Origin of the sequence: Kribbella sp. NPDC000426, assembly GCF_040300265.1 — a bacterium.
Lineage (GTDB): Bacteria > Actinomycetota > Actinomycetes > Propionibacteriales > Kribbellaceae > Kribbella.
In genome coordinates, this window is the sequence record NZ_JBEPDK010000002.1 from 182,067 (window position 1) to 206,993 (window position 24,927).

The window sequence follows — 24,927 nt, forward strand, 5'->3', positions numbered from 1 at the left end:
TTCCAGGGTGCTTCCGTTACCGGTGGTTACTGGCTAGGGTGCGGCCCGTTGTCTTCGGAGTACTGGGGGGTCTCTCGTGGTGAGCTTTCGGGTCAAGGCGGCGGCTGTGTGCGCCGTCGTACTGCTGCCGTTGTCGGCGTCGCAGGTGATGGCTGCCGACCCGCCACCGCACCTGGGGGCGGGGGTGCTGGTCCCGGGGCGGTCCGCGGTCGACGTCGGGATGTCCGGTGCCCGCGTGGTCGTGTCGAACCCGGTGTACGAGACCAGCAACAACGGGACCACCTGGACCGCCTCCGGCGGTACGAACGTCGGCAAGCCGCTGCAGGTGGAGGGGAGTGCGCTGCTGACGTTCGACGGGAGTACTGCGAAGGTCGGCGGGCTCTCGTTCCCCGCGACCGACGAGGTGGTGCTCGGGAAGGGCGGCAAGCTCGTCTCGGACCGTACGTCGGCCGGAGCGACCGCTGCGGTGTACGACGTTGCCTCCAAGACCAAGCTGGCCGACTATGCGCCGCCGTTCGCCATGTCCGGCGACACCGTGTGGAAGGTGACGTCGCCGGGGCACCTGGACGGCAAGAACCTGACCACTGGTGACGTGAAGACCGTGCTGGTCGCGACTGCGTGCACCGTCGGTCCGGACGACGTGAACGGCCGGTGGGCCGTGCTGAGCGGCTGCAACCAGGTAGTCGACGTCAACGGACCGCAGCCGCCGCGGAACTTGTCCGTGGCGGCGGACTCCCAACTGGGCAACGGTTTTGCTGTCCAAGCGTCCGGATCGGACCTGCTGGTCACAGACGTCAACGATCCGGCTCTCGGGCAGCGCAGGTACGGACCGATCCGCACGGCTGGGCCCAGCTTCCGCGCGGACGGCTCCGGTCTGGCGAAGATCGTGTACGCCGACGCGGACGGCAACCCGCGCGTGATCACGCTGAGCTGGCTGACCCCGGACCCGCAGCAGCACCCGGACACGGTCGCGCCCGTACTGACCAGTGCGTCGGCCGGCGACCGAGTGCGTGACAACACCAGCCTGTCGTTCGACTGGGCCTTCACCGATCCGCAGGACCCGAACTCGCCTGCTACGGGTGTGTTGAGCTACGACGTACGCATCCAGCAGCGGCCGAACCGCACGTCGCCGTACGGCGCCTGGAACCTGGTGGCTGCGTGGCAGGGGCTGAAGACGACTGCTGCGAGCTTGACTGCGGCGATCGGCACGGACACGTGCTGGTCGGTTCGTGCGCGGGACTATGCGGGCAACGTGAGCGCGTGGAGTGCGTCGTACTGCAGTGAGGTGGATGGGACCGCGCCGGCGCTTGTCACTTGGCGGATCGGGGACCGGGTGCAGCTGAGCGGGACCGCGACCGTCCGCTGGGCGTACAAGGACGACACCGACATCGCGTCGTACGACGTGGTCTACAAGACCGCCGCACCGGGTGCGGCGCTCGGCAAGTGGATCTACCCGGCTACGTGGCAGAACACGCGCATCACGTCGATCACCTGGGCCCCGCGGCTGGGCTGGGACGAGTGCTTCATGGCCCGCGCCCGCGACTACCTGGGCAACCTGTCCGCCTGGTCGGCACCTATCTGCTCAGTAGCCCCCGAGGACGACCGCGCGCTGACTTCCGCCGGCACTGTCACTCGCACTACGAGCACGCTGGCGTTCCAAGGCACCACCACCATCCTCAAGGCCAACGGTGCTTACCTGACCAAGGCCACGGAAGCCGGCCAACGCATAGCCCTGGTAGCCCTCCATGGCCCAGGCCAAGGCCGCGTGGACATCTACCACGCCAACATCAAAATCGGCACTGTCTCCCTGGCCGCCACCACCACGAGCCGGGTAGTCACCTACCTTCCCACTACCGTCTTCCGCACCGGCGCCCTCAAAATCATCTCCACCAGCACCGCCCCCGCCTCCATAGACGCCGTAGCCCTACTCCGCGCCCCATGAGCCAGAGCGCATCCCAGGCCGCGGCCTTCTTCCGCGATGTAGCCCGAACGGGCCGGCTCTGGACCGTGCGCGACGAGGGCGGCTACCCCGCCCCCTACGGCTCGACCGGCGGACGGGCCCAGCCGTTCTGGTCCACCGAGTCCCGCGTTCGGCGCATCATCAAACTCGTCCCCGCGTACGCCGCCTTCGACGCCGAGGAACTGGACCTGACCCAGTGGCGCGACCACTGGCTGCCCAACTTCCGCAAATCCGGCATCCGCCTAGGCATCAACTGGTCCGGCCCTCGAGCCGCGGGCTACGACTTCACGCCCGACGAAGTCCAAAACCGTCTGGCCGCCCAAGGCCTAGCTACCTGGAGCCGACCTCCCGCGGAGGGCTGATGCTCCACTTGGCGGGCGCTGCTAGGTGAGGTTGGTGAGTGCCTCGAGGGCTTGGGTGGCGTGGTGGGGGAAGGGCTTGTCGTCGGGGGAGTCGAGCCAGTGGGTGAGGGCTACTCGGGTGACGGCGACGGTGGCGGCTGCTATCGCGCTGGCAGTTAAGGGGTCTGGGAGGCGGTCCTGGATGGCGGCTGCCAGCGGGGCTTCGAGGGTGCTGAGGTCTTTGAGGTACTCGCCGCGGAGGGCGGGGTCGCGGGTGATCAGGCGCAGCGCGGCCCGGTCCGGATCCGGGCCGAGGAACTCTGCTGTGATCGCCGCGGTGATGGCTGCCAGCAGCGGCTGGTCGGCGGGACGGGCTCGCAGGGCGTCTGCGATCCGGCCGGCGCGATCGGCGTACAGCGCGCAGATCGCCTCCTCGCGGCTCCCGAAGTACCCGTTGTACGTGCGCGGCGCGACGCCGGCGCGGTCGGCGATGTCCGCAACCCTGACGTTCTCGGTCCCGACCTCGACCGCCAGGCTCCGCGCGGCCGCACCCAACGCCGCCCGGGTCGCCAGCTTCTTCCGCTCCCGAAGTCCGCTCATGACGCGATAGTAGCGCACCACGCATATTTGCGTGGCACGCAAGTTTGCGTATGCTGCCGACCATGGATCAATTCATCGAGGTTCCCGGCGCCCGCTTACGCATCCGGTCCGGCGGCTCCGGCCCGATCCTGCTGCTGCTCGGCGGTGCAGCCGACGGCGGCGGCCTCGGCGTACTGCGCGAGCTGCTCGAGCCGTCGTACACCGTCATCACCTACGACCGCCGAGGCCTGGGCCAGAGCACCGTCACCGATCCGGACGCCCCGTCGAATTAGCCGACGACGCCGACGACGCAGCCGCCGTCCTAGCCGCCCTCACCCCCGAGCCCGCCTACGTAGCCGGCACCAGCAACGGCGCCGTCCAAGCCCTAGAACTAGCCCTCCGCCACCCAGCCCGGATCCACACCCTCCTAGCCCACGAGCCACCCCTCCCACAACTCCTCCCCCCACCCCAACGCGCCAAGATCACCGCCGCCCAATCCCAAATCACCACCCACCTAGAAGCCGGCAACCCCAAACCCGCAACCACCCTCCTAGCCACCCTCACCGGGCTCCCCACCCCCACCCCTCCTGCACCCGATGACTCAGCTGCCGATGCGCGGGCCACGTTCCTCCGCCGCGTCGCGCTGCCGCTGCATCGGTACCAGGCGGACCCTGACGCGCTTGCCGCCAGTCCAGTGGCGATCGTCGTCGGAGCAGGCGAGGAAGACGGCGACCTGGTCGGCCCGCTCAGCGCGACGGCCCTGGCCACCCTCCGCCAAACCTCGGTAACCGCCTTCCCAGGCGGCCACGCAGGCTACCTGCAGCATCCCGCCGCGTTTGCCGCGACGCTCAAGACCGCTCTGCCGCCGGCCTGAAAGTTGCCCGCGGCAAGTACGTCGTAACGGCCGACCGTCTCGTGCGATAGACGGTTCGTGACGGGGAACAGCAGGATCTGGCGCCTGGGCGGAGCCATCTACGTGCTCGCCGTCCTAGCCTTCGCGATCTACGTGTACGCCGTCGACTTCGACCTCATCAGGTACCTCTGGCTCACAACCGCGCCGGCGGGCCTCGCAGTCCCGTACGTGAGCTACCTGATCTCAGTACCGCTGATCTTGCTAGGCCTAGTAGACCCAGTAGACGGCAACGGTCTGCTCCCAGTCCTCATCCTCCTGTGGACTCTCGCCGCAATCACCAACGTCCTCATGGCCCGACTGCTGTTCGACACCCTCCACACCCGCTGTCGAACCACGCCCACCCAACGCCGGACCGGCACCTAACCGGACCCTGGGGCCAGGAGGCGAGCCGAGCAGGAGACCCGGCCCACGCAGGTGAGCTGAGCAGCCGACCTGAGCCAGGAGCCGAGCGGAGCGAAGGCGTAGGGGGTGCGGGTGGCGGAGCCCCCGCTTGCGCCGAGCGGAGCGAGGGCGCACAAAGGAAGAGGGCGAAGCAGGCCTGCGCTCTCCGCAGGCATACTTCGCCCCTTCGACCGAGCGGGTGACGAGAATCGAACTCGCGTAGTCAGTTTGGAAGACTGGGGCTCTACCATTGAGCTACACCCGCGTGGTGCTGCGGAACATGATTCCACAGACCGGGGGGTGGACTCAAAATGGGTTTCGGGAGCCCGGTGGCGCGAGCAGTGGTTCGGGGCGGCTAGACTTCTCCGGTCACTGCGGGGCGTAGCGTAGTGGCTAGCGCGCCTGCTTTGGGAGCAGGAGACCGCAGGTTCGAGTCCTGTCGCCCCGACAAACCCCCTGCAGCACTGCTGCGGTCCGGGCCGTCGCCCGTGCTGGCAATGTCATCGAATCAAGGAGAACCGCCACCGTGAAGAGCACCGTCGAGTCCTTGAGCCCGACGAAGGTCAAGCTCATTGTCGAGGTGCCGTTCGAGGAGCTCAAGCCGAGCCTCGACGCGGCGTACAAGAGCATCGCCCAGCAGATCCAGGTGCCGGGCTTCCGCAAGGGCAAGATCCCGCCGCAGGTCATCGACCAGCGGGTGGGCCGCGGCCCGGTTCTCGAGGAGGCGATCAACGACGCGCTCCCGAAGCTGTACTCGCAGGCTGTCAGCGACAACCAGGTCAAGGCGATCGGCCGGCCCGAGGTCGACGTGACCGAGTTCAACGACAAGGAGAGCCTGCAGTTCTCCGCCGAGGTCGAGGTCCGCCCGGAGATCACCCTGCCGGACCTGGAGGGCCTGGAGGCCCAGGTCGAGGACATCGCGATCTCCGACGACGAGGTCGACGAGCAGATCGAGGGCCTGCGGCAGCGGTTCGGCTCGCTGAACCCGGTCGAGCGCGCGGTGCAGGACAAGGACTTCATCACCCTGGACCTGTCGGCCAGCAAGGACGGCGAGAAGGTCGAGGAGGCGCAGGCGACCGGCCTGTCGTACCAGGTGGGCAGCGGTCAGCTGCTGGACGGCCTGGACGAGGCGGTCACCGGCCTGAGCGCGGGCGAGAAGAAGACGTTCGTGACCCAGCTGGTCGGCGGTGCGCTCAAGGGCGACGACGTCGACGTCGAGGTGACGGTGACCGCGGTGAAGGAGCAGGAGCTGCCGGAGCTGGACGACGAGTTCGCGCAGACCGCTTCGGAGTTCGACACTGCGGAGGAGCTGACCGCCGACGTCCGGACCCGGCTGGAGCGCGGCAAGCGGCTCGAGCAGGCCGGCGAGGCGCGGGACGCCGTGCTGGAGAAGATCCTGACGCTGGTCGACGTGCCGGTGCCCGATGGTCTGCTGACCGACGAGCTCGCCGCCCGCAAGGAGAACCTCGAGCAGCAGCTCGGGTACTCCGGGATGACGATGGAGCAGTTCCTCGAGGGTGAGGAGCAGACCCAGGACGAGTTCGACGAGGACCTGAAGAAGCGCTCCGAGGACGCGATCAAGGCGCAGTTCGTGCTGGACCTGGTGGCCGAGCAGCAGGAGCTGAGCGTCAACGACCAGGAGCTGACCGAGCACATCGTCCGGCACGCGCAGCGTTCCGGCGTCAGCCCGGACCAGTTCGCCCAGCACGCGGTCGAGAACAACCTGGTCCCGAGCCTGGTGTCCGAGGTCGTCCGCGGCAAGGCGCTGGCGTACCTGGTCGAGAACGCGAAGGTGACCGACGCGTCCGGCAACACGGTCGAGCTGAAGACCCTGCAGCCGGACGGCACGTACGCCGAGCCGGAGGCCGAGGGCGCCGACGAGGCGGCCGACGCCGAGGCCCCGGTCGCGGAGCCAGCGAAGGCCTGACATACGCCGCAACGGCCCGGAACCCAGCGATGGGTTCCGGGCCGTTCGTATTTCGCGAACCGGTTGCAAGGAAATCGATGGACGGACCGCCTAGCGTGATCGGTGAAACGATTTCCGAGCGAGGAGGCTGGTGTGACCGCGCTGCTGGAGGAGCCCGAGGTCGACCGGCCGGAGCTCCGCGAAGTACCTGACGAAGCAGCGGTCGAGGAGCCCGGATCCGTTGTTCTGTGCGGCTGGTGAATGCGGCCCGGATTCGCTCACAGCAGACAGAACAGGCACCGGGGTGCGCCGTGAGCGAACACCTACGGCCCAGCCTTAGGTCTGTCGCCGCCGACCAGTAATGTCGGGGTCGTGAACGAGACATTTGCAGCCATCCCCACCGCCGCGGGCGGCAATGGATCCGGCGGACAAGACGACGACATCTACCGCGAGCTGCGGAAGAACCGGATCATCTTCCTGGGGTCCGAGGTTCGCGACGACAACTCGAACGCGATCATCGCGCAGATGCTCCTGCTGAACGCTCAGGATCCCAGCGCGGACATCTGGCTGTACATCAACTCGCCGGGTGGCTCGGTGGACTCCGGCATGGCGATCTACGACACCATGCAGTGGATCTCCAACGACGTCGCCACCGTCGGAATGGGGCTGGCGGCCTCCATGGGCCAGTTCCTGCTCTGCGCCGGCGCGAAGGGCAAGCGCTACTCGCTGCCGCACGCGCGGATCATGATGCACCAGCCGTCCGGCGGCATGGGTGGTACGGCCTCGGACATCAAGATCCAGGCCGAGCAGTCGCTGCACCTGAAGGCGCTGCTGTTCAAGCTGATCGCCGATCACACCGGCCAGCCGCTCGAGCAGGTCGAGAACGACGCGGACCGCGACCGCTGGTTCACCGCCGAGGCGGCGAAGGAGTACGGCTTCATCGACCACGTGGTGACCAGCGCCGCCCAGCTGAGCCAGGGCAGCCCGAACTCCTGATCTCCCACTCCAGTTAAGGACGCACCATGAATTACTTCATCCCGCAGTGGGAGGAGCGCACGTCGTACGGCATGCGCCGGATCGACCCCTACACGAAGCTGTTCGAGGACCGCATCATCTTCCTCGGTACGCCGATCACCGACGAGATCGCGAACGCGGTTATGGCGCAGCTGCTGTGCCTGCAGTCGATGGACTCCGACCGCGATATCAGCATCTACATCAACTCTCCGGGCGGCTCGTTCACGGCGCTGACCGCGATCTACGACACCGTTCGCTACATCAAGCCGGACGTGCAGACGGTGTGCCTCGGCCAGGCGGCCTCCGCGGCGGCGGTGCTGCTCGCGGCCGGTACGCCGGGCAAGCGCCTCGCCCTGCCGAACAGCCGGATCATCATCCACCAGCCGGCTACCGAGGGCACCTACGGTCAGTCCTCCGACATCGAGATCCAGGCGAACGAGATTCTCCGCCTGCGTGCGCTGCTGGAGACCATGCTGGCCGACGCCAGCGGCAAGTCCCGCGAGGAGGTCTCCCGGGACATCGAGCGGGACAAGTTCCTGACCGCCGAGCAGGCCATCGAGTACGGCCTGATCGACGACGTCCTGCAGACCCTCAAGACCCCGGTCCCGGCCGGCGTCTGACCAGCCTGACGGGCTGTCAAGAGCTCGACGCGTTCGCCACCGGCGTAGTCACAACCCGGTGGCGAGCGCGGTTTTTTAGCCCGTGACGGGGTACCGTCGAAACGGTCCGACTGCGCATAGAAGGGATCTGTCCCGGTGGCACGCATTGGTGACGGCGGCGACCTGCTCAAGTGCTCGTTCTGCGGCAAGAGTCAGAAGCAGGTCAAGAAGCTCATCGCCGGTCCCGGCGTCTACATCTGCGACGAATGCATCGATCTCTGTAACGAGATCATCGAGGAGGAGCTGAACGAGGGCTCCGAGGTCGGTCTCACCGAGCTGCCGAAGCCGCGGGAGATCTACGACTTCCTCAACGCGTACGTTGTCGGACAGGACGTGGCGAAGAAGGCGCTCGCGGTAGCGGTGTACAACCACTACAAGCGGGTCCGCGACGGTCAGGGCGCCTCGAGCGCCGGCCGGCACGCGAAGGACGAGGCCGTCGAGCTGGCCAAGTCCAACATCTTGCTGATCGGCCCGACGGGCTGCGGCAAGACCTATCTCGCCCAGACGCTGGCCCGGATGCTCAACGTCCCGTTCGCGATCGCGGACGCGACGGCCCTGACCGAGGCCGGGTATGTCGGCGAGGACGTCGAGAACATCCTGCTGAAGCTGATCCAGGCGGCCGACTACGACGTCAAGAAGGCCGAGACCGGGATCATCTACATCGACGAGGTCGACAAGATCGCCCGCAAGAGCGAGAACCCGTCGATCACCCGCGACGTCTCCGGTGAGGGCGTCCAGCAGGCGCTGCTGAAGATCCTGGAAGGCACCACCGCGAGTGTCCCGCCGCAGGGCGGCCGCAAGCACCCGCACCAGGAGTTCATCCAGATCGACACGACCAACGTGCTGTTCATCGTCGGCGGCGCGTTCGCCGGTCTGGACCACATGGTCGAGCAGCGGGTCGGCAAGAAGACCCTCGGCTTCAACACCTCCCGTGAGCCGGAGAAGCCCAAGGAGCTCGGCGGGTACGCCGACGTCATGCCGGAGGATCTGCTCAAGTTCGGGCTGATCCCCGAGTTCATCGGCCGGCTCCCGGTCATCACGACGGTGTCGCCGCTGGACCGCGAGGCGCTGATCAAGATCCTGTCGGAGCCGAAGAACGCGCTGGTCAAGCAGTATCGGCGGCTGTTCGAGATCGACAACGTCGAGCTGGAGTTCAGCGACGACGCGGTCGAGGCGATCGCGGACCAGGCGCTGCTGCGCGGCACCGGCGCCCGCGGCCTGCGGGCGATCATGGAAGAGGTCCTGCTCAACGTGATGTACGAGGTGCCGAGCCGCGAGGACGTCGCCAAGGTCGTCGTCACCGGCGACGTCGTACTGGAGAACGTCAACCCGACGTTGATCCCGCGTGACCAGATCGAGCGCACCAAGCGCCGCGAGAAGAGCGCGTAACAGAACACGACGAACGGAGGCCGGAGTCCGCTGTACGGCGGACTTCCGGCCTCCTTCTCGTTTACAGGGCGGCCAGCACCGACTCCGCTGCCGCGACGGTCTCGTCGACCTGGTCCGCGGTGTGCTCGGTGGACAGGAACCACAGGCCGCGCGGGACGATGTTGATCCCGGCCGCGAACAGTCCGGCGTGGAACCGAGCCATCGCGGCCCGGTCGCAGGCCGCGAACGACCGGTAGTCGACTACCTCGGGCTGGTCGGTGATGTAGGTCTGGAACACCGGACCCGGACCGTCCACCAGCAGCGGTACGCCGTGCTTGGCGGCTGCGGCGCGCAGGCCGGCCATCAACCGCTGGCCGGTCGCGTTGAGCGACGGGTAGACGTCGTCGCGGTTCTCGTCGAGTTGACGCAGTACGGCGTCAGCCGCGGCCATCCCGACCGGGTGGGAGTTGAACGTGCCCGCGTGCGCGACCTTGCCGTCAGCAATCGTCCCCATCACCTCGGCCGAGCCGACCAGCGCGGACACCTGCATCCCGCCGGCCATCGCCTTCCCGAACGCGGCCAGATCGGGTACGACGCCGAGCAGCTCGCCGGCACCGCCCGGAGCGACGCGGAAGCCGGTGATGATCTCGTCGAAGATCAGCAACGAACCATGCTGCCTCGTCAGCTCCCGCAGCGCCTCGAGATAACCGGGTCGAGGCGTGATGCAGCCGGTGTTGCACAGCAGGGGTTCGAGGATGACGGCGGCGATCTCGTCGCCGTACCGCAGCAGCACGTCCGAGACGGCGGCCAGGTCGTTGTACGGGAGGACGATGAGGTCGTCGGCGTCATGGCGCGGCTGGCCCGCCGTACCGCCGACTGCGGTCGGATGGCGGGCGTCACCGGCCAATGCGAGGTCCGGGTGCACGCTGTAGAGCACGGGGTCGAGCCAGCCGTGGTAGTTGCCCTCGAACTTCACGATCTTGGGCCGGCCGGTGTGACCGCGGGCCAGCCGGATCGCACCGTGCACCGCCTCCGAGCCGACGCTGTTGAAGCGGACCAGCTCCGCTGCGGGCACCATGGCGCAGAGGCGTTCCGCGACAGCGGACTCCAGTTCGTGCTGGGCGGCGTACGCGACGCCGCGGCGTACCTGCGTCGAGACCGCGTCGGCGACCACCGGTGCGGCGTGGCCGAGCAGGTTGGGGCCTTGGCCGAGCACGTAGTCCAGGTAGCGGTTGCCGTCCACGTCCCACAGCTCTGCGCCGCTGGCGTGGTCCACGAACAGCGGCCGATCGGCGCGGCGTGCGTCGCTGGAGACTCCGCCGGCGATCACCTGCCGGGCGCGTTTGTACAGGCGGTCGGCCTGGTCGTGGGTCCTGTGCACAAAGCCTCCTGGGGCGTCAGTCGAGCTTCTCGGTGAGCAGGCGGAACTGCTGGCGCGGACGGCCGCCGCCGGTGGACTTGGCCGGTGGCAACGGCCACGCAAGACCTGCCTCGACCAGCTCCTTGAGCATGCGACGTCCGGTGCGTTGAGTGACCTGCATGATCGCGGCGACGCTCTCGACGTCCACAACCAGCTGCCGGCCCGGTGTGGCGCTCATGGCCGATGCGATCGACGTGACGATCTCCAGCGCCCTCTGATCGAGCGGAGCGCTGTCAACCGGAGCAGCGTCAGCCGTTGCAGGACCAGGCTCCAGGTCCAGCCGGTCGCTGCCGCCGTCCAGGTACACGGCGACCTTGCCGCCGGCAGCAACTGAGTCCTCCACAGCCATCAGCGCGTTTGCCTCGGCCGCACGAGCGGTCTGGCCAGTGCCGGCACCCACTGCGACCGGTACGCCGAGCTGCGCCGTCAACGCACTCAGGAACGGCGCAACGGTGAACTGCTCGGTCAGCCGGACCAGTGCGCCATGCGTGGTGGTGACGAGGAACAGCGTGTCCGACCGACGCGCCACCGACGCACCGACCTGCCGTGCCTCTGCGAGCAGCTTCTGGTGGGTCGACAGCGCCAGCTCCTGCTGCCAGTAGTCGCCGGACTCGGCCCCCGAAGGAATGACCTGTACGGCGATCATCGCCAGCTGGTGCGCCCCCATCCGCGTGCCCTGCCCGAGCAGTACGGCGGTCTCCAGCGCGTCCCGCACACTCGACCGCGTCGGCGCGATCCGCAGTACCGGTACGCCGTCGGCCCGCAGCTCGCGCTCCACGGACAGGATCGTGGTCAGCGCGACCGTGGTGTGCTGGCGCTCCCACTTGTCCCGGTGGAACGCCGCGAATCCGTCGACCGACTCGGGCCCGTCGTACGGGACGTCGTAGACGTGGGCCGTGTCCAGGCCGATCTCGCCGTACGCCTCGGTGACGTCGGCGAGGGAGAGCGAGTCGATACTGACCCGGCTGAGGTCGACGTCCTCGATCGTGAGCGAGGCGCGCAGCAGGGCGGCGTACAGCGCGGCGCCGGTCAGTGGGAGGTGAGTCGACGGGACAGTCAGCCAGTGGCCGGTGGTCGCCAGGTCGAACGCCCACGGGCCGGGGAAGACGGCCGAGTCGATCCGGTCGCGGAGCCGCAGGTAGCGCTCCTCGGCGTCGGACTGGTCGTCGTACCCGCCGGTGAGGAACCGCACGCCGTGCGCGGACCGCTCCGCGACCTCCTGCCCGACCTCGGCCATCGTCTTCACCAGGCGACGTGGCCCGAACAGTCCAACGGTCACCGCCGGTACGCGCTCACCAGCCACCGGCTCGGTATCGTCACTCATCGTCAACCCCTCGTTCTCCCGGCAGCGGCCGCCACCGGAACAGCTTGCGGGCGTTCCCGCTGAGAACATCTTGACGTTGACTGTCCGTCAGAGGCGCGCACACCACCCGGCCGAGCGACATGCGCTGGTCGATGAAGGGGAAGTCCGAGCCGAACAGGACCCGCCCGCTGCCCACCTGCTCGACCATCGCGCCGATCATCGGACCGGTCATCTGCGAGCCGCACACCTCCAGCCAGAGCGATTCGTACCGGCTCGCGGCCTCGATCGCCTCGGCCACGCCGGCCGGGGTGATACCGGCGTGGCCGAGCATGACCGCGGCACCCGGGAAGCGCTCGGCGACCGTCTGGAACATCGCGGGAGCGTCGTACGCCGACTGATGCTCGGAGTGGCTGAGCACCGGACAGCCGGTCGACTCCGCGAACTCCCAGACCGCGGCGTACCGCGCCCCAGTGACCGGATAGCGATGCAGGGACGGGTGCACCTTGATCCCGACGAACCGCTCGTCGGCCGCGAGCCGCTCGAGCTCGCGCTCCGGGTCCTGCCACGGATTGATCACCGCGTACGCCGCGATCCGGCCCGGGTGCGCGTCGACGGCGGCCAGCGATTGCGAGTTGCCGAGATGCGCGTCCTGCTGGATAGCCCGATTGGCCGAGAGCACCGTGACCTCGGTGCCGGTCAGGTCCATCACCGCGACCATCGTGGCGGCGTCCGGGTCCGGGATGTAGAACAACGAGTACGGCCCGAGATGCGCGTGGACGTCGATGGTCCGGTGCGTCGGCCGGCGCCCGATCACGAGCGGCCTCCGGTGAAGAGCCGACTCGCGGTGCCGGCGCCGACCAGCCGGACCGTCGCATCGTCGAGACCCGACCACGCCAGCCGTACGACGCTCTCGCCGGGATCGCGCAGCCCGAGACCGGTCGCGAACAGCAGCCGGTCGGCGAGGTCGTTGGCGGCGAGCCACTCGACGCCCTGGTGTGCGGCGAAGTCGACCAGGTCCATGTAGATGTTGGTGTGACCATCGAGTGCGGCCCAGAGCTCGCGGAGTTTGCGGTAGCCGAGATTCGAGATGACGATCGCAAGCTCCGGGTAGCGGGCCGCGATCGCCGTCAGCTCCGGCCAGGTGATCTCGGCGGAGTCGATACACAAGGGCAGCTGGTCGGCCTGCATCGCGGCGTACAGCTCGTCGAGCAGGCTGGGGGGGAAGCCGTGCGAGGCCGGGTGGATGCGGAAGGCCGCGACGCCTTCGTCGACCGCGCGCTCGACCAGCTGCCGCAGCGAGTCCAGTTCGCCCGGGGTGGCGGGGACCGCACTCCAGCACGCGAGTACGCCGCGGTCGGCCAAGCTGTGCGCGAGGGCGGTCGCCTCCGCGTTACCGCCGATCGGGTCGTGCAGCCAGGAGGCCATCGCACTCACCAGGGCGCCCGACAGCGCGAACCGGTCGAGATGCGCGCTTATCGCATCCCGGTCGGTCGCCGGCTGCAAGCTGGCCGGATGCGGGCCGGTCACGACCCGCGCATCGAACCACCCAGCTGTGACCTCATCCATGAGCCATCCCCCCGTCAACAGTCCACGCGCCTGCGTATGGCAGCGTCAAGTGCGCCCAGCCGTCCTCGATCGCTGCGTCGATGGCGATTCCGTTGAGGCGGAGCTCGCCCGAGGCCCGTACCCACAGGCCGCAGCGTCCGGAACAGGCGAGGTGGTACCGCGTCCCCTCGACCGTGACGTCGATGTCGTCGGTGGCGCGCACCAGCGACGGCAGCTCCCGCACCCGCCAACCGGTTGCCCAGGACAACTTCCCGTTGACCGAGCGGGTCCAGGTTGAGGGGGTCAGGAGGTCGGTCGTGGTGCCGATGGTGACACGCAGACAATCGTCCATCCGGGTGACTACTACGTCGTCGGCATGCGGCACGAGAACTGTTGTGAAGTCGCCGCTCGCGCGCTCCAACGTGAGTGAATACAACGGACCGTACTCAGCCGTCTGAGACTCCACGACCGGTCGGCGGGCAGTGCCCTCCGTCGTACTGGCGATCGTCCTCGCCGGATCACCTACCTCCGCCAGCAGCAGCGGTCCTGCCGCATAGGCGAGCGGGCCGACCTGCTGCCAGGGGTGGAGTGCATGCCACATGGCGCGGAAGGTGTGCGGTCCGCTCGCCCTGTCCGTCACGACGACGTACGCCGGCTCCTCGCGGACCATCGCGATCGTGCGCGCTTGCTCCAGCCCGTTGCCGTGATGGCGGCCGGAGAAGACTGCCACCCGACCGTTGTCGATGAGCGGGTCGACCGACACCTGGCGATCCGTCGACAGCTCGCGATCGTCGACGAGGACCGTGTTGTGGCCCCGACCCGACTGGTACCAGGTCAGATAGCCGGGATCGTCGTAGCTCGGCGGACCACCGGCCTCCCACAGCAACGGTTCGCCCCACCCGTCCAGCACCAGGTCGAGGACGGCGCGATGCGAGTGCGACTCCAGTTCGTGCTCGATATGCGGACCGTGATTGATCACCGCCCGCAGCTCGTCACTGCGCAGGATCGTGTACCCCGACTCCGGCAGTACAGTTGCCAAAGGCAAAGGCTTGTCCGGGACGGAAGCGCCACGCTCCAGCATCGCGGCCGGCCAGACGATTCCGCTGTCCTGTAGATGCGGCACCCATCCGCCCGACGACACCAACTCGCGGAACCAGGTATGCATCGCGGCAAACCGCGGATGTGCCGCCACCGCAGAGTCGATCCGCGCCGCCGTCTGCAGCGCGCTCAGCACCATCCCGTGGTACCCGGGCGACCGCTCGTAGTGCCCGCCGTCCGGATAGACATCGAGCATCAGATGTTCCTGGATCCGCTGACGCGCCCGCGAAGCCCACGCCGCCGACTCCACCAGCGACGGCAGTACGGCGCTGATATGCAGCAGCTCGGTCGCACACACCAACTGCCAGTTCCCGTGCCGGAAGACGTCATGCTCGTGGTACGCCCACCGGGCTCCACCGACCAGCGTCGCGAGCAGCCGGCCCCACGCTCGATCGGACAGCGAGGACGGTGTCAGTACCTCGAGCGTCGGCAGCAAGTTCCGGCAGCGTGCCCACGTGCCGAGCGAGTACCAGATGACGTCCAGTCCCGGCCACTCACCGATGACCGAGTCGCGCTGTTCGACCCACTCGTCCAGGTGGCGCTCGAAGGCCCGCAGATAGTTCTCGTCGCCCGTCAGCAGCCAGGCATCGACGCCAGGCTTCAGCCAGCCGAGGTAGTGGAAGCCGTACAGCTGCGACCGGCCAAGCCCCTTCCCGGTCACGTCCACACCCTCGAGCAACGGCGCCGCAGCCTCCATTACGCCGTCAGGTGCGTCCGGCAACGGCCACGCCGGACGCTGCATCCGGGATCCAACGAAAGTTCGGAGCTCAGCCAGATCGTCCACCGGTGACCCGAAGGCCTCCAGCAGGTCGACCTGAGTGATCCGCTCGTCGATGTGCCGCGGCTTCTCCGGCCCGCCACTCATGCGACCTCGACCGGTTGCCGGGTCTCGATCGACAGGTGCGCAGCCTCGAGTACGGCGGTCACGTCGCGGCTGCTCTCGATCGTGATCAACGGCTGCCGCCCGGTCCGGCAGCAGTCGACCCAGTGCGCGATCGCGTCGGCGTACGCACCGGCCGGGATCCCGTGCATGACCCGCTGCAGCATGTTCCTCGGGTAGCTGTAGCCCTCCGGACGAGCCAGTACGACGCTCTCCTTCTGCCGGTCGAGCTGGACGACGCCGTTGTCGGTGATGACCGCGACGTACGAGTCCACCGTGGTCGGGAACGTGTTCGGATAGATCCACGCCGACTCGAACGTGGCGACCGCGCCGCGTGAGTACTCCGCCTGGATCTGGATCGCGTCCGGGGTGTCGATCCCGAGCGACCGCAGCTTGCCCCAGCGGGCAGTCGCGTAGACCCGGCGGACCTGGTCGCGCAGCAGCCACGAGACCAGGTCGATGTCGTGGCTGGACAGGAACCACGCGCACGTCGTCCGATCGGCCCAGGACAGCATCTCGGTCGGCACGAAGATCGTGTCGTCCTTGCGCGCGTACGCGACGGCGGCCTCGCCGAGATCCGCGAGCAGTTCGTAGGCCTGCGCGTACGCCGGGACCCAGCGATGGTTGAACAGGCACATCGCGATCACGTCGTTCTCGCGGATCGCCTTCACCGCCGCGTCGGCCTCGGCGACCGACGTGGTCATCGGCTTCTCGACCAGGATGTGCTTCCCGGCCTCGGCCGCGCGCACCATCATCTCGCCGTGCACGTGATCCGGAGTGGTGAGTACGACGGCGTCCACCGCCTCGTCGGCCAGCAGCGCGTCGAGGTCGGGATGGATCGTGGGCCGGGGCGCGCCGCGTCCGGCGATCTCGCCGGCCAGCTGCCCGGCCGAATCCGCCGACCGGCTGGTCACCGCCGTGATCTCGGCATCGGACCGGCCGGACAACGACAACGCGTTGCCCCGCCCCATGATCCCGGCTCCGACAATCCCGATCCGCAACACGCTACTTACCCTTCGCCAGTGTCTCGTTCCACGCCTTCTCGGCGTCGTCCAGTGCCTGCTTCGCCGTCTTGGTACCCGACATGTACGCCCGGACCTGGTCGTCGAACAGCTGCCGCAGCTGCTCGTCGTTGCCCGAACCCATCGACGCGTCCACGCTGGTCTTGAACGTGTCGACCAAGATCTTGCGGGCCTGGTCGGCCGGCGTGTTCCCGGAGATGTCGGTGAAGAACGGGTCGGCGAGCGCCTTCACCGACGACGGGTAGATCGGCACGAGCTTGCAGAGCGCGAGCTGCTGCTCGGGTGCGGCGACGTACTTGAGCCACGCGGCCGCCGCGGCCTGGTTGTCGGACTTCGCCGGGATACCCATCACCTGCTGGCCGGACATGTAGTACTTGCCGTCGGCACCGGTCACCGGGGGACCGACCACGATCGAGGAGTAGACGGCGGGTGCGTTCTTCTCGACGTTCAGCAGCGAGCTGGAAACGGCCGCCGGGTTGAACGCGATCAGCTTGTTCTCCAGCGACTGCGGCAGGTCCCGCGGGTTCTGGCTCAGGCTCCCGGGCGCGATCGCACCCGACGCGAACAGCGGCTTGAACTTCTCCACCAGCGCGAGTGTCTCCGGGGTGTTGAACGCGGCCGTCTTCCCGTCGTCCGAGAGCAGCGGGATGCCGTCGGCCTGGACCACGCTCGAATAAGCCATGAAGTTGGTCGCGGACTTCCCGGTCGCGTCGTGGTACTTCGCCGCGAGCGTCAGCGCGTCGTCGTACGTCTTCGGCGGCTTGGCCGGGTCGAAGCCGGCCTTGGCCAGCAGATCCTTGTTGTAGAACGACAGCGACGTACCGCCGTTGTACCAGGGGATCGCGATGCGCTTGCCGTCGACAACCAACGGCTGGGCCAGGTTGGGCAGGTAGGCGGCGATGTCGTCCTGGCTGAACAGCGAGCCCAGGTCCGCCATCGAGCCGGCGAACAGCCCGGTGGTCGCGGACGTGAAGTTGACGACGTCCGGGACCTTCCCGCTGGCGATCGCGGCCAGCAGCTTGGTGGTGATGTCCGCGCCCGGTACGTCCACCCAGTTGATGTGGACCTTCGGATGCTCCTGCTGGTACGCGTCGATCCATTTCTGGATGTCCGGCCCGTAGTTCTTCTGCAGGTTGATCGTCCACCACTCGACGTCGCCGGCGTACGCGTCGCTGGACTGCTGCTTCGGTTCGTCACCGCCGGCCGGCTTGCCCGAGACGCAGCCGGACAGCGCGAGCGCGAGGGCGGCACCCACCGCGAGGTACCTGAGCAGGGATCGGGCCATCAGTGGCTCCTCAGAACGGAATGTCCTAAACCTGACTTACAGACACCTGAGTGTTCGGCATCAATTGGGAGGAGTCAAGGGAAGATCGCAGAACTTTCTGGGAGTTAGCGCTTCCTGCGGCCGCGTTCGTGCGTTACGGTTCCGAACATCCGGGAATCTGAAAGCTAGGTTTCAGACACGAGGGGCGACCCATGCGAGGACGTGTAGTCGGGCAGCACTGGTACACGCCGTACGTGTTCATGCTGCCCGGGCTGCTGTTCTACGCCGCGATGTTCGCCTGGCCGGCGGTGATCGCGATCCAGTTGGCGTTCTCCGACTACGACATCGTCCATCCGGTCCGCTTCTCCGGGCTGGACAACTTCATCCGGCTCGGCCACGACCCGCGGGTGTGGATCGCGTTGCGGAACTCGCTGCTGTTCGTGCTGATGTTCCTGCCGCTGACCGTGATCGCGCCGCTGTTCCTGGCGATGCTGGTCAACCTGAAGCTGCGCGCGATCCAGGCGTTCCGGATGCTCTACTACCTGCCGGTGATCACGTCGATGGTCGCGGTGGCGGTCGCCTGGCGGTACGTCTTCAACCGCGAAGGCGTCGTGAACTGGCTGCTCGGCCTGTTCGGCGCCGGCCCGATCGACTTCCTCCTCGACCGGCACTGGGCCCTGCCGACCGTCGTACTGCTCGAGGCGTGGAAGAACGCCGGGTTGTTCATGATGATCTACCTCGCCGGACTCCAGGCCGTCCCCTCCGACCAGGTCGAGGCGGCGACGATCGACGGCGCGAACGCGTGGCAGCGGCTGCTGCATGTCGTCGTACCGTCGCTGCGTCCGACGTTCGCGGTGACGCTCGTGCTCAGCATGCTCGAGGCGATGCGCGCGTTCGAGTCCGTCTACGTGCTGACCCGCGGCGGGCCCCTCGACTCGACTCTCACGCTCGGTTACTACATCTGGTCGAAGGCCTTCCAGGACTACGACATGGGCTACGCGAGCGCGGTCGGCCTGCTGCTGTGGGCGATCATGATCGTTCTGGCCGGCTTCAACCTCCTCGTGACGCGACGGAGGGACGGCTGATGGCCCGCCGGTTGTACCGGAGCCGGCCGCGGATCAACGGGCGCCGGATCGGCCTCTACGTGTTGCTGATCGCGGTGGCCGCGTTGTTCATCGGCCCGTTCCTGATCCTGCTCAGCTCGGCGACCAAGCCGGCCAGTCAGGACGTGTTCGGTTTCCCGCCCGACCTGATCCCGCGGCCCCCGGTCTTCGACTGGTTCCGCGAGGCGTGGACGACGATCCCGTACGCGCGCTTCCTGGTGAACTCGGTCATCTACGTCGGCATCACCGTCCCGGTGTACCTGGTGGTCTCCGCGCTGACGGCGTACCCGCTGGCCAGGATCGCGTTCCGCGGCCGCGGCGTGTTCTTCATGCTGTTCCTGTCGATCATGTTCCTGCCCGGCGAGCTGATGCTGATCCCGCGGTTCCTGGTGATGAGCCAGCTCGGGCTGACCGACACGTTCGCCGCAGTGATCCTGCCCGCGGTGCTGTCGTCGCTCGGGATCTTCCTGCTCCGCCAGGCGTTCTCGCAGATCCCCGACGAGATCGTCGAGGCTGCCCGGGTGGACGGCGCGAACGAGTTCGCGATCTTCTGGCGGATCTGCGTGCCGATCGTCGGGCCGACCCTGGCCGTGCTGGCGATCCTCGGCTTCGTCTCGGTCTGGAACAGCTTCATCTGGCCGCTGGTGGTACTGAACAGCCAGTCGAAATTCCCGATCGCGCTCGGGATCGCCTACCTGAGCGGCGTCGCCGGGACCGACGTCCGCGGTCTCGCCGCCGGCACCGTGATCTCACTGGTCCCGGTGATCTTCGTGTTCCTCCTGCTGCAGAAACGCATTCTCAACAGCATGGGCGGTGCAGTCAAAGGCTGAACCGCCCACCCCGTCCACCTGTGAGGCCCTCATGCAAACTTTCAGCCGCCGCACGCTCATTCTCGGAACCACCGCCGGCGGCATCGCCGCCTGGGCCGGTCTTCCGGCCCTGTCCGCGTCCGCCGATCCACTCGTCTACGACTCACCCGAAGCCTTCGACGTCGCCCAGGCCGGCTATCTCGCGTCCGACCCGCAGGACAACGAGGCCGGCGTATATGCCTGGGGCGAGTCCTACTTCCTGCTCAGCCTGCTCCGGATGTACGAGGCCTACCAGGACGAGCGGTACCTGCGGACGTTCGAGGACCGCGCCCACCACCTGATGAAGACCACTGACCACGCCCGCCACGTGACCGACTACGCCGGCCGGTCCGGCAAGGTCTGGCGTACGGCGGGCAACTACACCGCCGGCCATGGCGTACTCCCCGACGGCGACGGCAAACCCGCGATCCAGCTCCGCTGGGCCGGTTCCCGGTCGGCCGAGTCGACGGCCGAGGTCTCGAACGTTGCCAACGGCACCTTTGACCTCGTACTCCGCAACCCCGGCACCACCACCGTCGTCACGCTGCCCGGCGTCAGCCTCGACCCCACTGCATCGACGTACGTCGTGACTGCCGTCAACAACGCCTACACGGCAGGGCTGCGCTGGACCGCCGCCGAGCTGCGCGCGACTCCCGCGGCAGCCCCGGCGCCCGCTGCGGGCACGATCACCTTCCAGCCGCAGTACTACGTGTTCGCCGTACACACCGGCATGATCGCGTTCCCGTTGGCGCGCTACGCCCGGATGGTGTTGCAGTCGCCGAAGCTCCGCTCGCGCCAGAAGTTCGCGCGCGACGTCCTCGACGCGGCCACCGCGGCCGTGGCGTTCCACGATCCGGAGTGGGTCTCGCGGCCGGACGGGACCGGCGACTACGTGTGGCCGAAGGGTGCGCCGATCCCGTTCGACGGAACGATCCAGCCGTACAACCAGAGCCAGGGCATCGGGCAGGTGCTGGTCGAGCTCTTCCGCGCGACCAAGCAGCCGCGGTACAAGACCCGGGTCCAGCAGATGCTCAAGGCGTACCAGCCCGCGCTGCGGCTCGTCGACGGCGCGTACGTGTGGACCTACTGGCCGCCGTACAGCGAGCTGTACGCCGGTTACCCGAAGACCGCGGGGATCTCGGAGTACACGCCCTCGTACCCGGCGTCCAAGCAGATCGAGGATCTCAGCCACGCCGCGATCAGCACCGAGTTCGTGCACGCGGCGTACGACGCGGGGATCGACGGGGGACCGGTCACGGACGTGACGATCTTCGCGAAGACGTTCACGCAGAAGCTGATCCGGTCCGCGAACGAGGTCTGGTTCCGGGTCGACGGGACGGGCGACGCTGTACCGGCCAATGCGGTGCAGTGTGCGCGATGGGGCGAGTACGCCGAGCAGGATCTGCTGGTCTATCAGCAGTCCTTGCGCGTGTACGACGCCGCCCAGCTCCAGCCGGTGCAAGGCTCGCACGCATTGGGTATCGCGTACCTGAACTGGGCGAAGAACTCTGGTTGGAGGAACAAGTGAGACTGCTCCGGATCCGCACCGAAGACGGTCTACGCGACGCCGTACTCGACGACGACGGTCGGGTGCAGCCGCTGACGGACGGATCACCCGACGGTGACGCCCTGGACCTCGCGGACGTCCGGCTCGCGGCGCCTCTCGATCCAGGAAAGATCGTGTGCGTCGGGCTCAACTACGCCGATCATGCAGCCGAGGGCGGGCAGCAGGCACCTGCTGAGCCGATCCTGTTCATGAAGGCGCCCGACACGGTGGTCGGCGCGTACGACGACATCGTCATCCCGCGCGGGAGTGAGAAGACCGACTGGGAGGTCGAGCTCGGGGTGGTGATCGGCCGCACCGCGGCGTACCTGAGCTCTGCGGGCGAAGCGCTTGAATACGTCTCGGGGTACGTGCTGGTGAACGACGTGTCCGAGCGGCACTTCCAGCTCGAGCGCGGAGGCCAATGGGACAAGGGGAAGAACTCGGCGACGTTCTGCCCGCTGGGTCCGTGGATCCTGACCGCCGACGAGGTGCCGGATCCGCAGGCGATCAGGCTCGGGCTGGACGTGAACGGCGAGGCGATGCAGGACGGCTCGACGGCGAACATGATCTTCGGCGTCGCGCACCTGGTGCACTACATCTCGCAGTTCATGACGCTATACCCGGGCGACGTGATCAGCACCGGTACGCCGGCCGGCGTCGGCGCAGGTCAGAAGCCGCCGCGGTACCTCCGGGAAGGCGACGTACTCCGGGTCTGGGCCGACGGTCTCGGCGAACAGCACAACGTTCTGAGGGCGTAGGAGTCAGCTGGAGAGTGCGGCAGCGATCGAGTCCGCGATCGGGGTGGTGGGGCGCCCGATCAGGCGGGTGAGGTCGCTGCCGCGGCCGGCCAGTAGGCCGCGCGCGATCGCCGCGTCGACGTCCACGAGGATCGGCGCGAACTGCTCCGGCAGCCCGGCCCCGAGCAGGATCTGCAGGTGGGTCTCGGCCGGAACGTTGTTGTAGGCAACATTCTTCCCGGACTGGTCGGCGAGCTCGGCGGCGTACTCCGACAGCGTCCACGCGGCGTCGCCGTTGAGGTCGTACGCCTTCTTCTCGTGCCCGTCCCCGGTCAGTACGACGGCCGCCGCAGCCGCGTAGTCCCGGCGCGCGGCCGAGCCGATCCGCCCGTCACCGGCGCTGCCGACGACACCGTGCTCCAGCTGTGCGGCGATCTGGTCGGTGTAGACCTCGTTGTACCAGCCGTTGCGGAGGAACGTGTACGGCAACCCCGAGTCGAGGATCGCCTGCTCGGTCGCGAGGTGATCCGCGGCGAGGTCGAAGTCGGCCTCGGGTCCGCCGAGCACGCTGGTGTACGCGATCCGCGCGACGCCGGCGTCCTTCGCGATCGTGATGATCGACTTGTGCTGGTCTACCCGGTTCGGCTCGAGGCCGGAGATCAGCAGGACGGTGTCCCCGGCGCCGAACGCCTTCGCCAGCGCGGCTGGGTCGTTGTAGTCGGCGATCCGGACCTCGACGCCGCGGTCCGCGAGCGGCGCGGCCTTCTCGGCGTTCCGCGCGACCACGACGACCTGGTCGGCGGGGACCCGCTGCAGCAGTTCGTCGATGACGAGGTTGCCCAGGTGGCCGGTGGCGGCGGTGACGACGATGCTCATCTGTACTCCTAGTCGTTGATGTCTGTCACCGACAGTAGGCAGCCTGTGCGAGCGGATCTATGTCTATTGAGCGCTGGTTTATGTCCGATCGTCTTGTACGCTGAGTGTTATGGATGTTCTCGCTGATGTGGTCACGTCGCTGCGGACCGGGCCGGCCACCTCGGCGCGCACCGACCTGCGCGGGCCGTGGGGGATCCGGTTCGCGCACTCGTTCGGTGCGACGTTCCATGTTGTGCTGCAGGGCAACGCGTGGGTGCTGCCGATCGAGGGTGAGCCGGTCGCGCTCGGTCCGGGCGACGTGGTGCTGATGCCGCGCGGCCTCGAGCATGCGCTCGTCGACCACCCGAGCTCGCCGGTCGTCACGTTCGACCCGGTGACTGCCCAGATCCCGCAGGGAGACGGCCCGCGGTCGCTGGTGCTCTGCGGCACCTATCGGCTCGATCGCGAACGCCCGCACCCGGTGCTGAGCCGGTTGCCCGACGTCGTCGTCGTACCCGCGGATCCGGGCCGGCACCGAACGTTGCACACGGCAATCAGCATCCTGGGCGAGGAGCTCGATGCGCAGCACCCGGGCGCGGCGGCCGTCGTGCCGGCGCTCGTCGATGCGCTGCTGGTCCTGATCCTGCGGGCCTGGTTCGAGAACAACGACTGCCCGACGGATCGGGGTTGGGCGCGGGCGCTGACCGACCCCGCGGTCGTGCAGTCGCTCGAGCTGATCCACGAGAAGCCCGGTGCCGCGTGGACCGTTGCCGATCTGGCGGCCGACGTCGGGTTGTCGCGGGCCGCGTTCGCGCGCCGGTTCACCGAGGCGGTCGGCGAGCCGCCGCTCACGTACCTGTCCCGTTGGCGGATGACGACCGCGGCGCGGCTGTTGCGTGATCACGATCGCCCGCTCGCCACGGTCGCGAAGGAGATCGGCTACACGTCGGAGTTCGCGTTCGCCAAGGCGTTCAAGCGCGACTTCGGCGTACCGCCGGGGACGTACCGCAAACAGCTCACGCCGGCCTGACGGTCAGGTCCTCCGGGCGCAGTGTGGCGACGAGCTCGCCACGGCTGCGGACGCCGACCTTCGCGAACGCGGACTTCAGGTGGTCCTGGATCGTGTGCGGCGAGATCGACAGCCGATCGGCGATCTCGGTGGTGGTGTGCCCGGAGATGATCTCCAGGCAGATCTCCCGCTCGCGCGTGGTCAGGCCGTACGCCGCCAGCAGCATCCCGACCAGGTGATGGCCGGACGCCGGCTCGATCGTGACCACGACGTCTTCGTCGCCGTCCCCGAGCAACCGGCTGCCCTGCAGCACGACCCATCCGCCCGACGACGTCTGCACCCGCGCCTGGAACGTCCCGCCGGCCGCCGCCCGCGTGCCGGTGACGACTGCGCGCAGCAGTACGCCGAACCGTCCGGGCGCGATCTCGTTCAGCTCGTCCTGCCAGGTCTGCGCGGCCGCGGTGATCGCCCGGGGCTCGCCGGTCGGGCCGGTGACGATGATCGACGGGCCGACCCCTCCGCGGTACCCGTGCGCATCGGTCCGGACGGCGACCCGCGTCGCCGCGCCGATCACCGGCGCCACCGACCCGAGGAACTCCAGCTCGCGATCATTGAAGTCCGGGCCGCTCCGCACGAACCCGGCCGCACCCCAGCAGTCCCCGTCGACGGTGAACGTCGTCCGCACCTCGTGCTCGATCCCGAGCGGACGCCACACCTCGTTCAGCCGCCGGTGCCCGACGACCTCGCGGTACGGCAGGTCGGACATCCGCGCGACCCGGCGATCGCTCCGTGCCAGCTCGGCGAACGAGTTCGGCACGTTCGCGGCGTACTCCGTCTCGGCCAGCCGTGGCTCGTACTCCGAGGGGATGCGGGCCTGCCCGCTGGTCATCGAACTGATCACCAGCGTGGCCGGATCCAGGCCGGCCCAGCAGGTCAGCTCGCTGCCGACGACCCGCTCGACCACCTCGATCGCGGCCGCGTGGAGTTCGGCGACGCCCATCCCCGATGTCGCCAGTGCCGCGATGTCCCGGCGTGCGGTCCGTGCCCGGCCCTCCCACATGCGCTCAGTATGCGCCGCCGTACCGGGGCCGCCTATCCCGGAAATGTGGGGATTCGGGCCGGGTGTTGAGCCCAGCCGCACGGGATTTCGGCCGGCTTCGTCGCTTCCTACTGTCC

Annotated in this window: 24 protein-coding genes and 2 tRNA genes; 15 read left to right on the plus strand and 11 right to left on the minus strand. The window is 68.2% G+C overall.

Annotation, left to right across the window (positions count from 1 at the left end; translation table 11 throughout):
* Positions 1-79: 79 nt before the first annotated feature.
* Together ABT313_RS08730 and ABT313_RS08735 are read left to right on the plus strand one after the other, a co-directional pair.
* On the plus strand, positions 80-1,942 hold the full coding sequence (locus ABT313_RS08730) for a phage tail protein (protein ID WP_350850235.1): 1,863 nt from the start codon (positions 80-82) through the stop codon (positions 1,940-1,942).
* Positions 1,939-2,322, plus strand: a complete 384-nt coding sequence (locus tag ABT313_RS08735; protein WP_350850237.1) for a DUF2750 domain-containing protein — start codon at positions 1,939-1,941, stop codon at positions 2,320-2,322. The genes ABT313_RS08730 and ABT313_RS08735 overlap by 4 nt, the downstream gene beginning before the upstream one ends.
* A 21-nt stretch (positions 2,323-2,343) precedes the next feature.
* On the opposite strand, the gene ABT313_RS08740 is transcribed toward ABT313_RS08735, so the two are convergent.
* Positions 2,344-2,901, minus strand: coding sequence for a TetR/AcrR family transcriptional regulator (locus ABT313_RS08740; RefSeq protein WP_350850239.1), 558 nt, complete (start codon positions 2,899-2,901; stop codon positions 2,344-2,346).
* Between the two features lie 62 nt (positions 2,902-2,963).
* On the opposite strand from ABT313_RS08740, the gene ABT313_RS08745 reads away from it, so the two are divergent.
* From ABT313_RS08745 to ABT313_RS08755, 3 genes are all read left to right on the plus strand, one after another.
* Positions 2,964-3,173 carry a hypothetical protein gene (locus ABT313_RS08745; protein WP_350850241.1) on the plus strand — a complete coding sequence of 70 codons (210 nt, stop codon included), beginning with the start codon at positions 2,964-2,966 and terminating at the stop codon, positions 3,171-3,173.
* A gap of 401 nt (positions 3,174-3,574) precedes the next feature.
* Positions 3,575-3,754 (plus strand): hypothetical protein, encoded by a 180-nt coding sequence (locus ABT313_RS08750; RefSeq protein ID WP_350850243.1) that lies wholly within the window; start codon positions 3,575-3,577, stop codon positions 3,752-3,754.
* A gap of 57 nt (positions 3,755-3,811) precedes the next feature.
* Positions 3,812-4,156, plus strand: coding sequence for a hypothetical protein (locus tag ABT313_RS08755; RefSeq protein WP_350850245.1), 345 nt, complete (start codon positions 3,812-3,814; stop codon positions 4,154-4,156).
* 212 nt (positions 4,157-4,368) lie between these two features.
* On the opposite strand, the gene ABT313_RS08760 is transcribed toward ABT313_RS08755, so the two are convergent.
* Positions 4,369-4,439 (minus strand) — tRNA-Gly (locus ABT313_RS08760).
* A 110-nt stretch (positions 4,440-4,549) separates the two neighbouring features.
* On the opposite strand from ABT313_RS08760, the gene ABT313_RS08765 reads away from it, so the two are divergent.
* The 5 genes from ABT313_RS08765 (at position 4,550) to clpX (ending at position 9,142) form a co-directional block, all read left to right on the plus strand.
* Positions 4,550-4,622 (plus strand) — tRNA-Pro (locus tag ABT313_RS08765).
* Positions 4,623-4,700: 78 nt separating this feature from the next.
* The gene (tig, locus tag ABT313_RS08770) at positions 4,701-6,101 is read left to right on the plus strand and encodes a trigger factor (RefSeq protein WP_350850247.1); all 1,401 of its coding nucleotides are present in this window, start codon (positions 4,701-4,703) and stop codon (positions 6,099-6,101) included.
* Positions 6,102-6,452: 351 nt separating this feature from the next.
* Positions 6,453-7,076, plus strand: coding sequence for a ClpP family protease (locus ABT313_RS08775; protein ID WP_350850249.1), 624 nt, complete (start codon positions 6,453-6,455; stop codon positions 7,074-7,076).
* 26 nt (positions 7,077-7,102) lie between these two features.
* Positions 7,103-7,714: an ATP-dependent Clp protease proteolytic subunit gene (locus tag ABT313_RS08780; protein WP_350850251.1), complete on the plus strand. Its 612-nt coding sequence runs from the start codon at positions 7,103-7,105 to the stop codon at positions 7,712-7,714.
* Positions 7,715-7,849: 135 nt separating this feature from the next.
* Positions 7,850-9,142, plus strand: a complete 1,293-nt coding sequence (gene clpX, locus ABT313_RS08785) for an ATP-dependent Clp protease ATP-binding subunit ClpX (protein WP_134097008.1) — start codon at positions 7,850-7,852, stop codon at positions 9,140-9,142.
* Between the two features lie 61 nt (positions 9,143-9,203).
* On the opposite strand, the gene ABT313_RS08790 is transcribed toward clpX, so the two are convergent.
* Genes ABT313_RS08790 through ABT313_RS08820 form a run of 7 tightly spaced genes read right to left on the minus strand, consistent with a single transcriptional unit; the run spans position 9,204 to position 17,674 of the window.
* A complete protein-coding gene (locus tag ABT313_RS08790) occupies positions 9,204-10,502 on the minus strand; it encodes an aspartate aminotransferase family protein (protein WP_350850253.1) in 1,299 nt (432 codons plus the stop codon).
* A 16-nt stretch (positions 10,503-10,518) separates the two neighbouring features.
* Complete coding sequence (locus tag ABT313_RS08795) at positions 10,519-11,865, minus strand: hypothetical protein (RefSeq protein ID WP_350850255.1); 1,347 nt, start codon at positions 11,863-11,865, stop codon at positions 10,519-10,521.
* The gene (locus ABT313_RS08800) at positions 11,858-12,658 is read right to left on the minus strand and encodes an amidohydrolase family protein (protein ID WP_350850257.1); all 801 of its coding nucleotides are present in this window, start codon (positions 12,656-12,658) and stop codon (positions 11,858-11,860) included. Before ABT313_RS08800 ends, ABT313_RS08795 begins: the two co-directional genes overlap by 8 nt.
* Entirely contained in the window at positions 12,655-13,410 is a 756-nt protein-coding gene (locus tag ABT313_RS08805) for an amidohydrolase family protein (protein WP_350850259.1), read from the minus strand. The genes ABT313_RS08800 and ABT313_RS08805 overlap by 4 nt, the downstream gene beginning before the upstream one ends.
* A complete protein-coding gene (locus ABT313_RS08810) occupies positions 13,403-15,352 on the minus strand; it encodes a heparinase II/III family protein (RefSeq protein ID WP_350850261.1) in 1,950 nt (649 codons plus the stop codon). Before ABT313_RS08810 ends, ABT313_RS08805 begins: the two co-directional genes overlap by 8 nt.
* Entirely contained in the window at positions 15,349-16,371 is a 1,023-nt protein-coding gene (locus ABT313_RS08815; protein ID WP_350850263.1) for a Gfo/Idh/MocA family protein, read from the minus strand. The genes ABT313_RS08810 and ABT313_RS08815 overlap by 4 nt, the downstream gene beginning before the upstream one ends.
* 1 nt (position 16,372) lies before the next feature.
* On the minus strand, positions 16,373-17,674 hold the full coding sequence (locus ABT313_RS08820; RefSeq protein WP_350850265.1) for an ABC transporter substrate-binding protein: 1,302 nt from the start codon (positions 17,672-17,674) through the stop codon (positions 16,373-16,375).
* 191 nt (positions 17,675-17,865) lie between these two features.
* Here ABT313_RS08820 and ABT313_RS08825 point away from each other — a divergent pair, with 191 nt between their 5' ends.
* From ABT313_RS08825 to ABT313_RS08840, 4 genes are read left to right on the plus strand one after another with little or no spacing between them, the layout of a single operon-like run.
* Positions 17,866-18,738, plus strand: coding sequence for a carbohydrate ABC transporter permease (locus tag ABT313_RS08825; RefSeq protein ID WP_350850267.1), 873 nt, complete (start codon positions 17,866-17,868; stop codon positions 18,736-18,738).
* Positions 18,738-19,586, plus strand: coding sequence for a carbohydrate ABC transporter permease (locus ABT313_RS08830; RefSeq protein ID WP_350850269.1), 849 nt, complete (start codon positions 18,738-18,740; stop codon positions 19,584-19,586). The genes ABT313_RS08825 and ABT313_RS08830 overlap by 1 nt, the downstream gene beginning before the upstream one ends.
* Positions 19,587-19,617: 31 nt before the next feature.
* Entirely contained in the window at positions 19,618-21,132 is a 1,515-nt protein-coding gene (locus tag ABT313_RS08835) for a hypothetical protein (RefSeq protein ID WP_350850270.1), read from the plus strand.
* Entirely contained in the window at positions 21,129-21,908 is a 780-nt protein-coding gene (locus ABT313_RS08840) for a fumarylacetoacetate hydrolase family protein (protein WP_350850272.1), read from the plus strand. Before ABT313_RS08835 ends, ABT313_RS08840 begins: the two co-directional genes overlap by 4 nt.
* A 3-nt stretch (positions 21,909-21,911) precedes the next feature.
* Here ABT313_RS08840 and ABT313_RS08845 read toward each other — a convergent pair whose 3' ends face one another.
* The gene (locus tag ABT313_RS08845) at positions 21,912-22,763 is read right to left on the minus strand and encodes an SDR family oxidoreductase (protein ID WP_350850274.1); all 852 of its coding nucleotides are present in this window, start codon (positions 22,761-22,763) and stop codon (positions 21,912-21,914) included.
* Positions 22,764-22,872: 109 nt separating this feature from the next.
* Here ABT313_RS08845 and ABT313_RS08850 point away from each other — a divergent pair, with 109 nt between their 5' ends.
* Positions 22,873-23,772 (plus strand): AraC family transcriptional regulator, encoded by a 900-nt coding sequence (locus tag ABT313_RS08850; RefSeq protein WP_350850276.1) that lies wholly within the window; start codon positions 22,873-22,875, stop codon positions 23,770-23,772.
* Here the strand turns inward: ABT313_RS08850 and ABT313_RS08855 are convergent.
* Positions 23,759-24,811 (minus strand): helix-turn-helix transcriptional regulator, encoded by a 1,053-nt coding sequence (locus ABT313_RS08855; protein ID WP_350850278.1) that lies wholly within the window; start codon positions 24,809-24,811, stop codon positions 23,759-23,761. The two genes, ABT313_RS08850 and ABT313_RS08855, sit on opposite strands and share 14 nt — an antisense overlap.
* Positions 24,812-24,927: the final 116 nt, after the last annotated feature.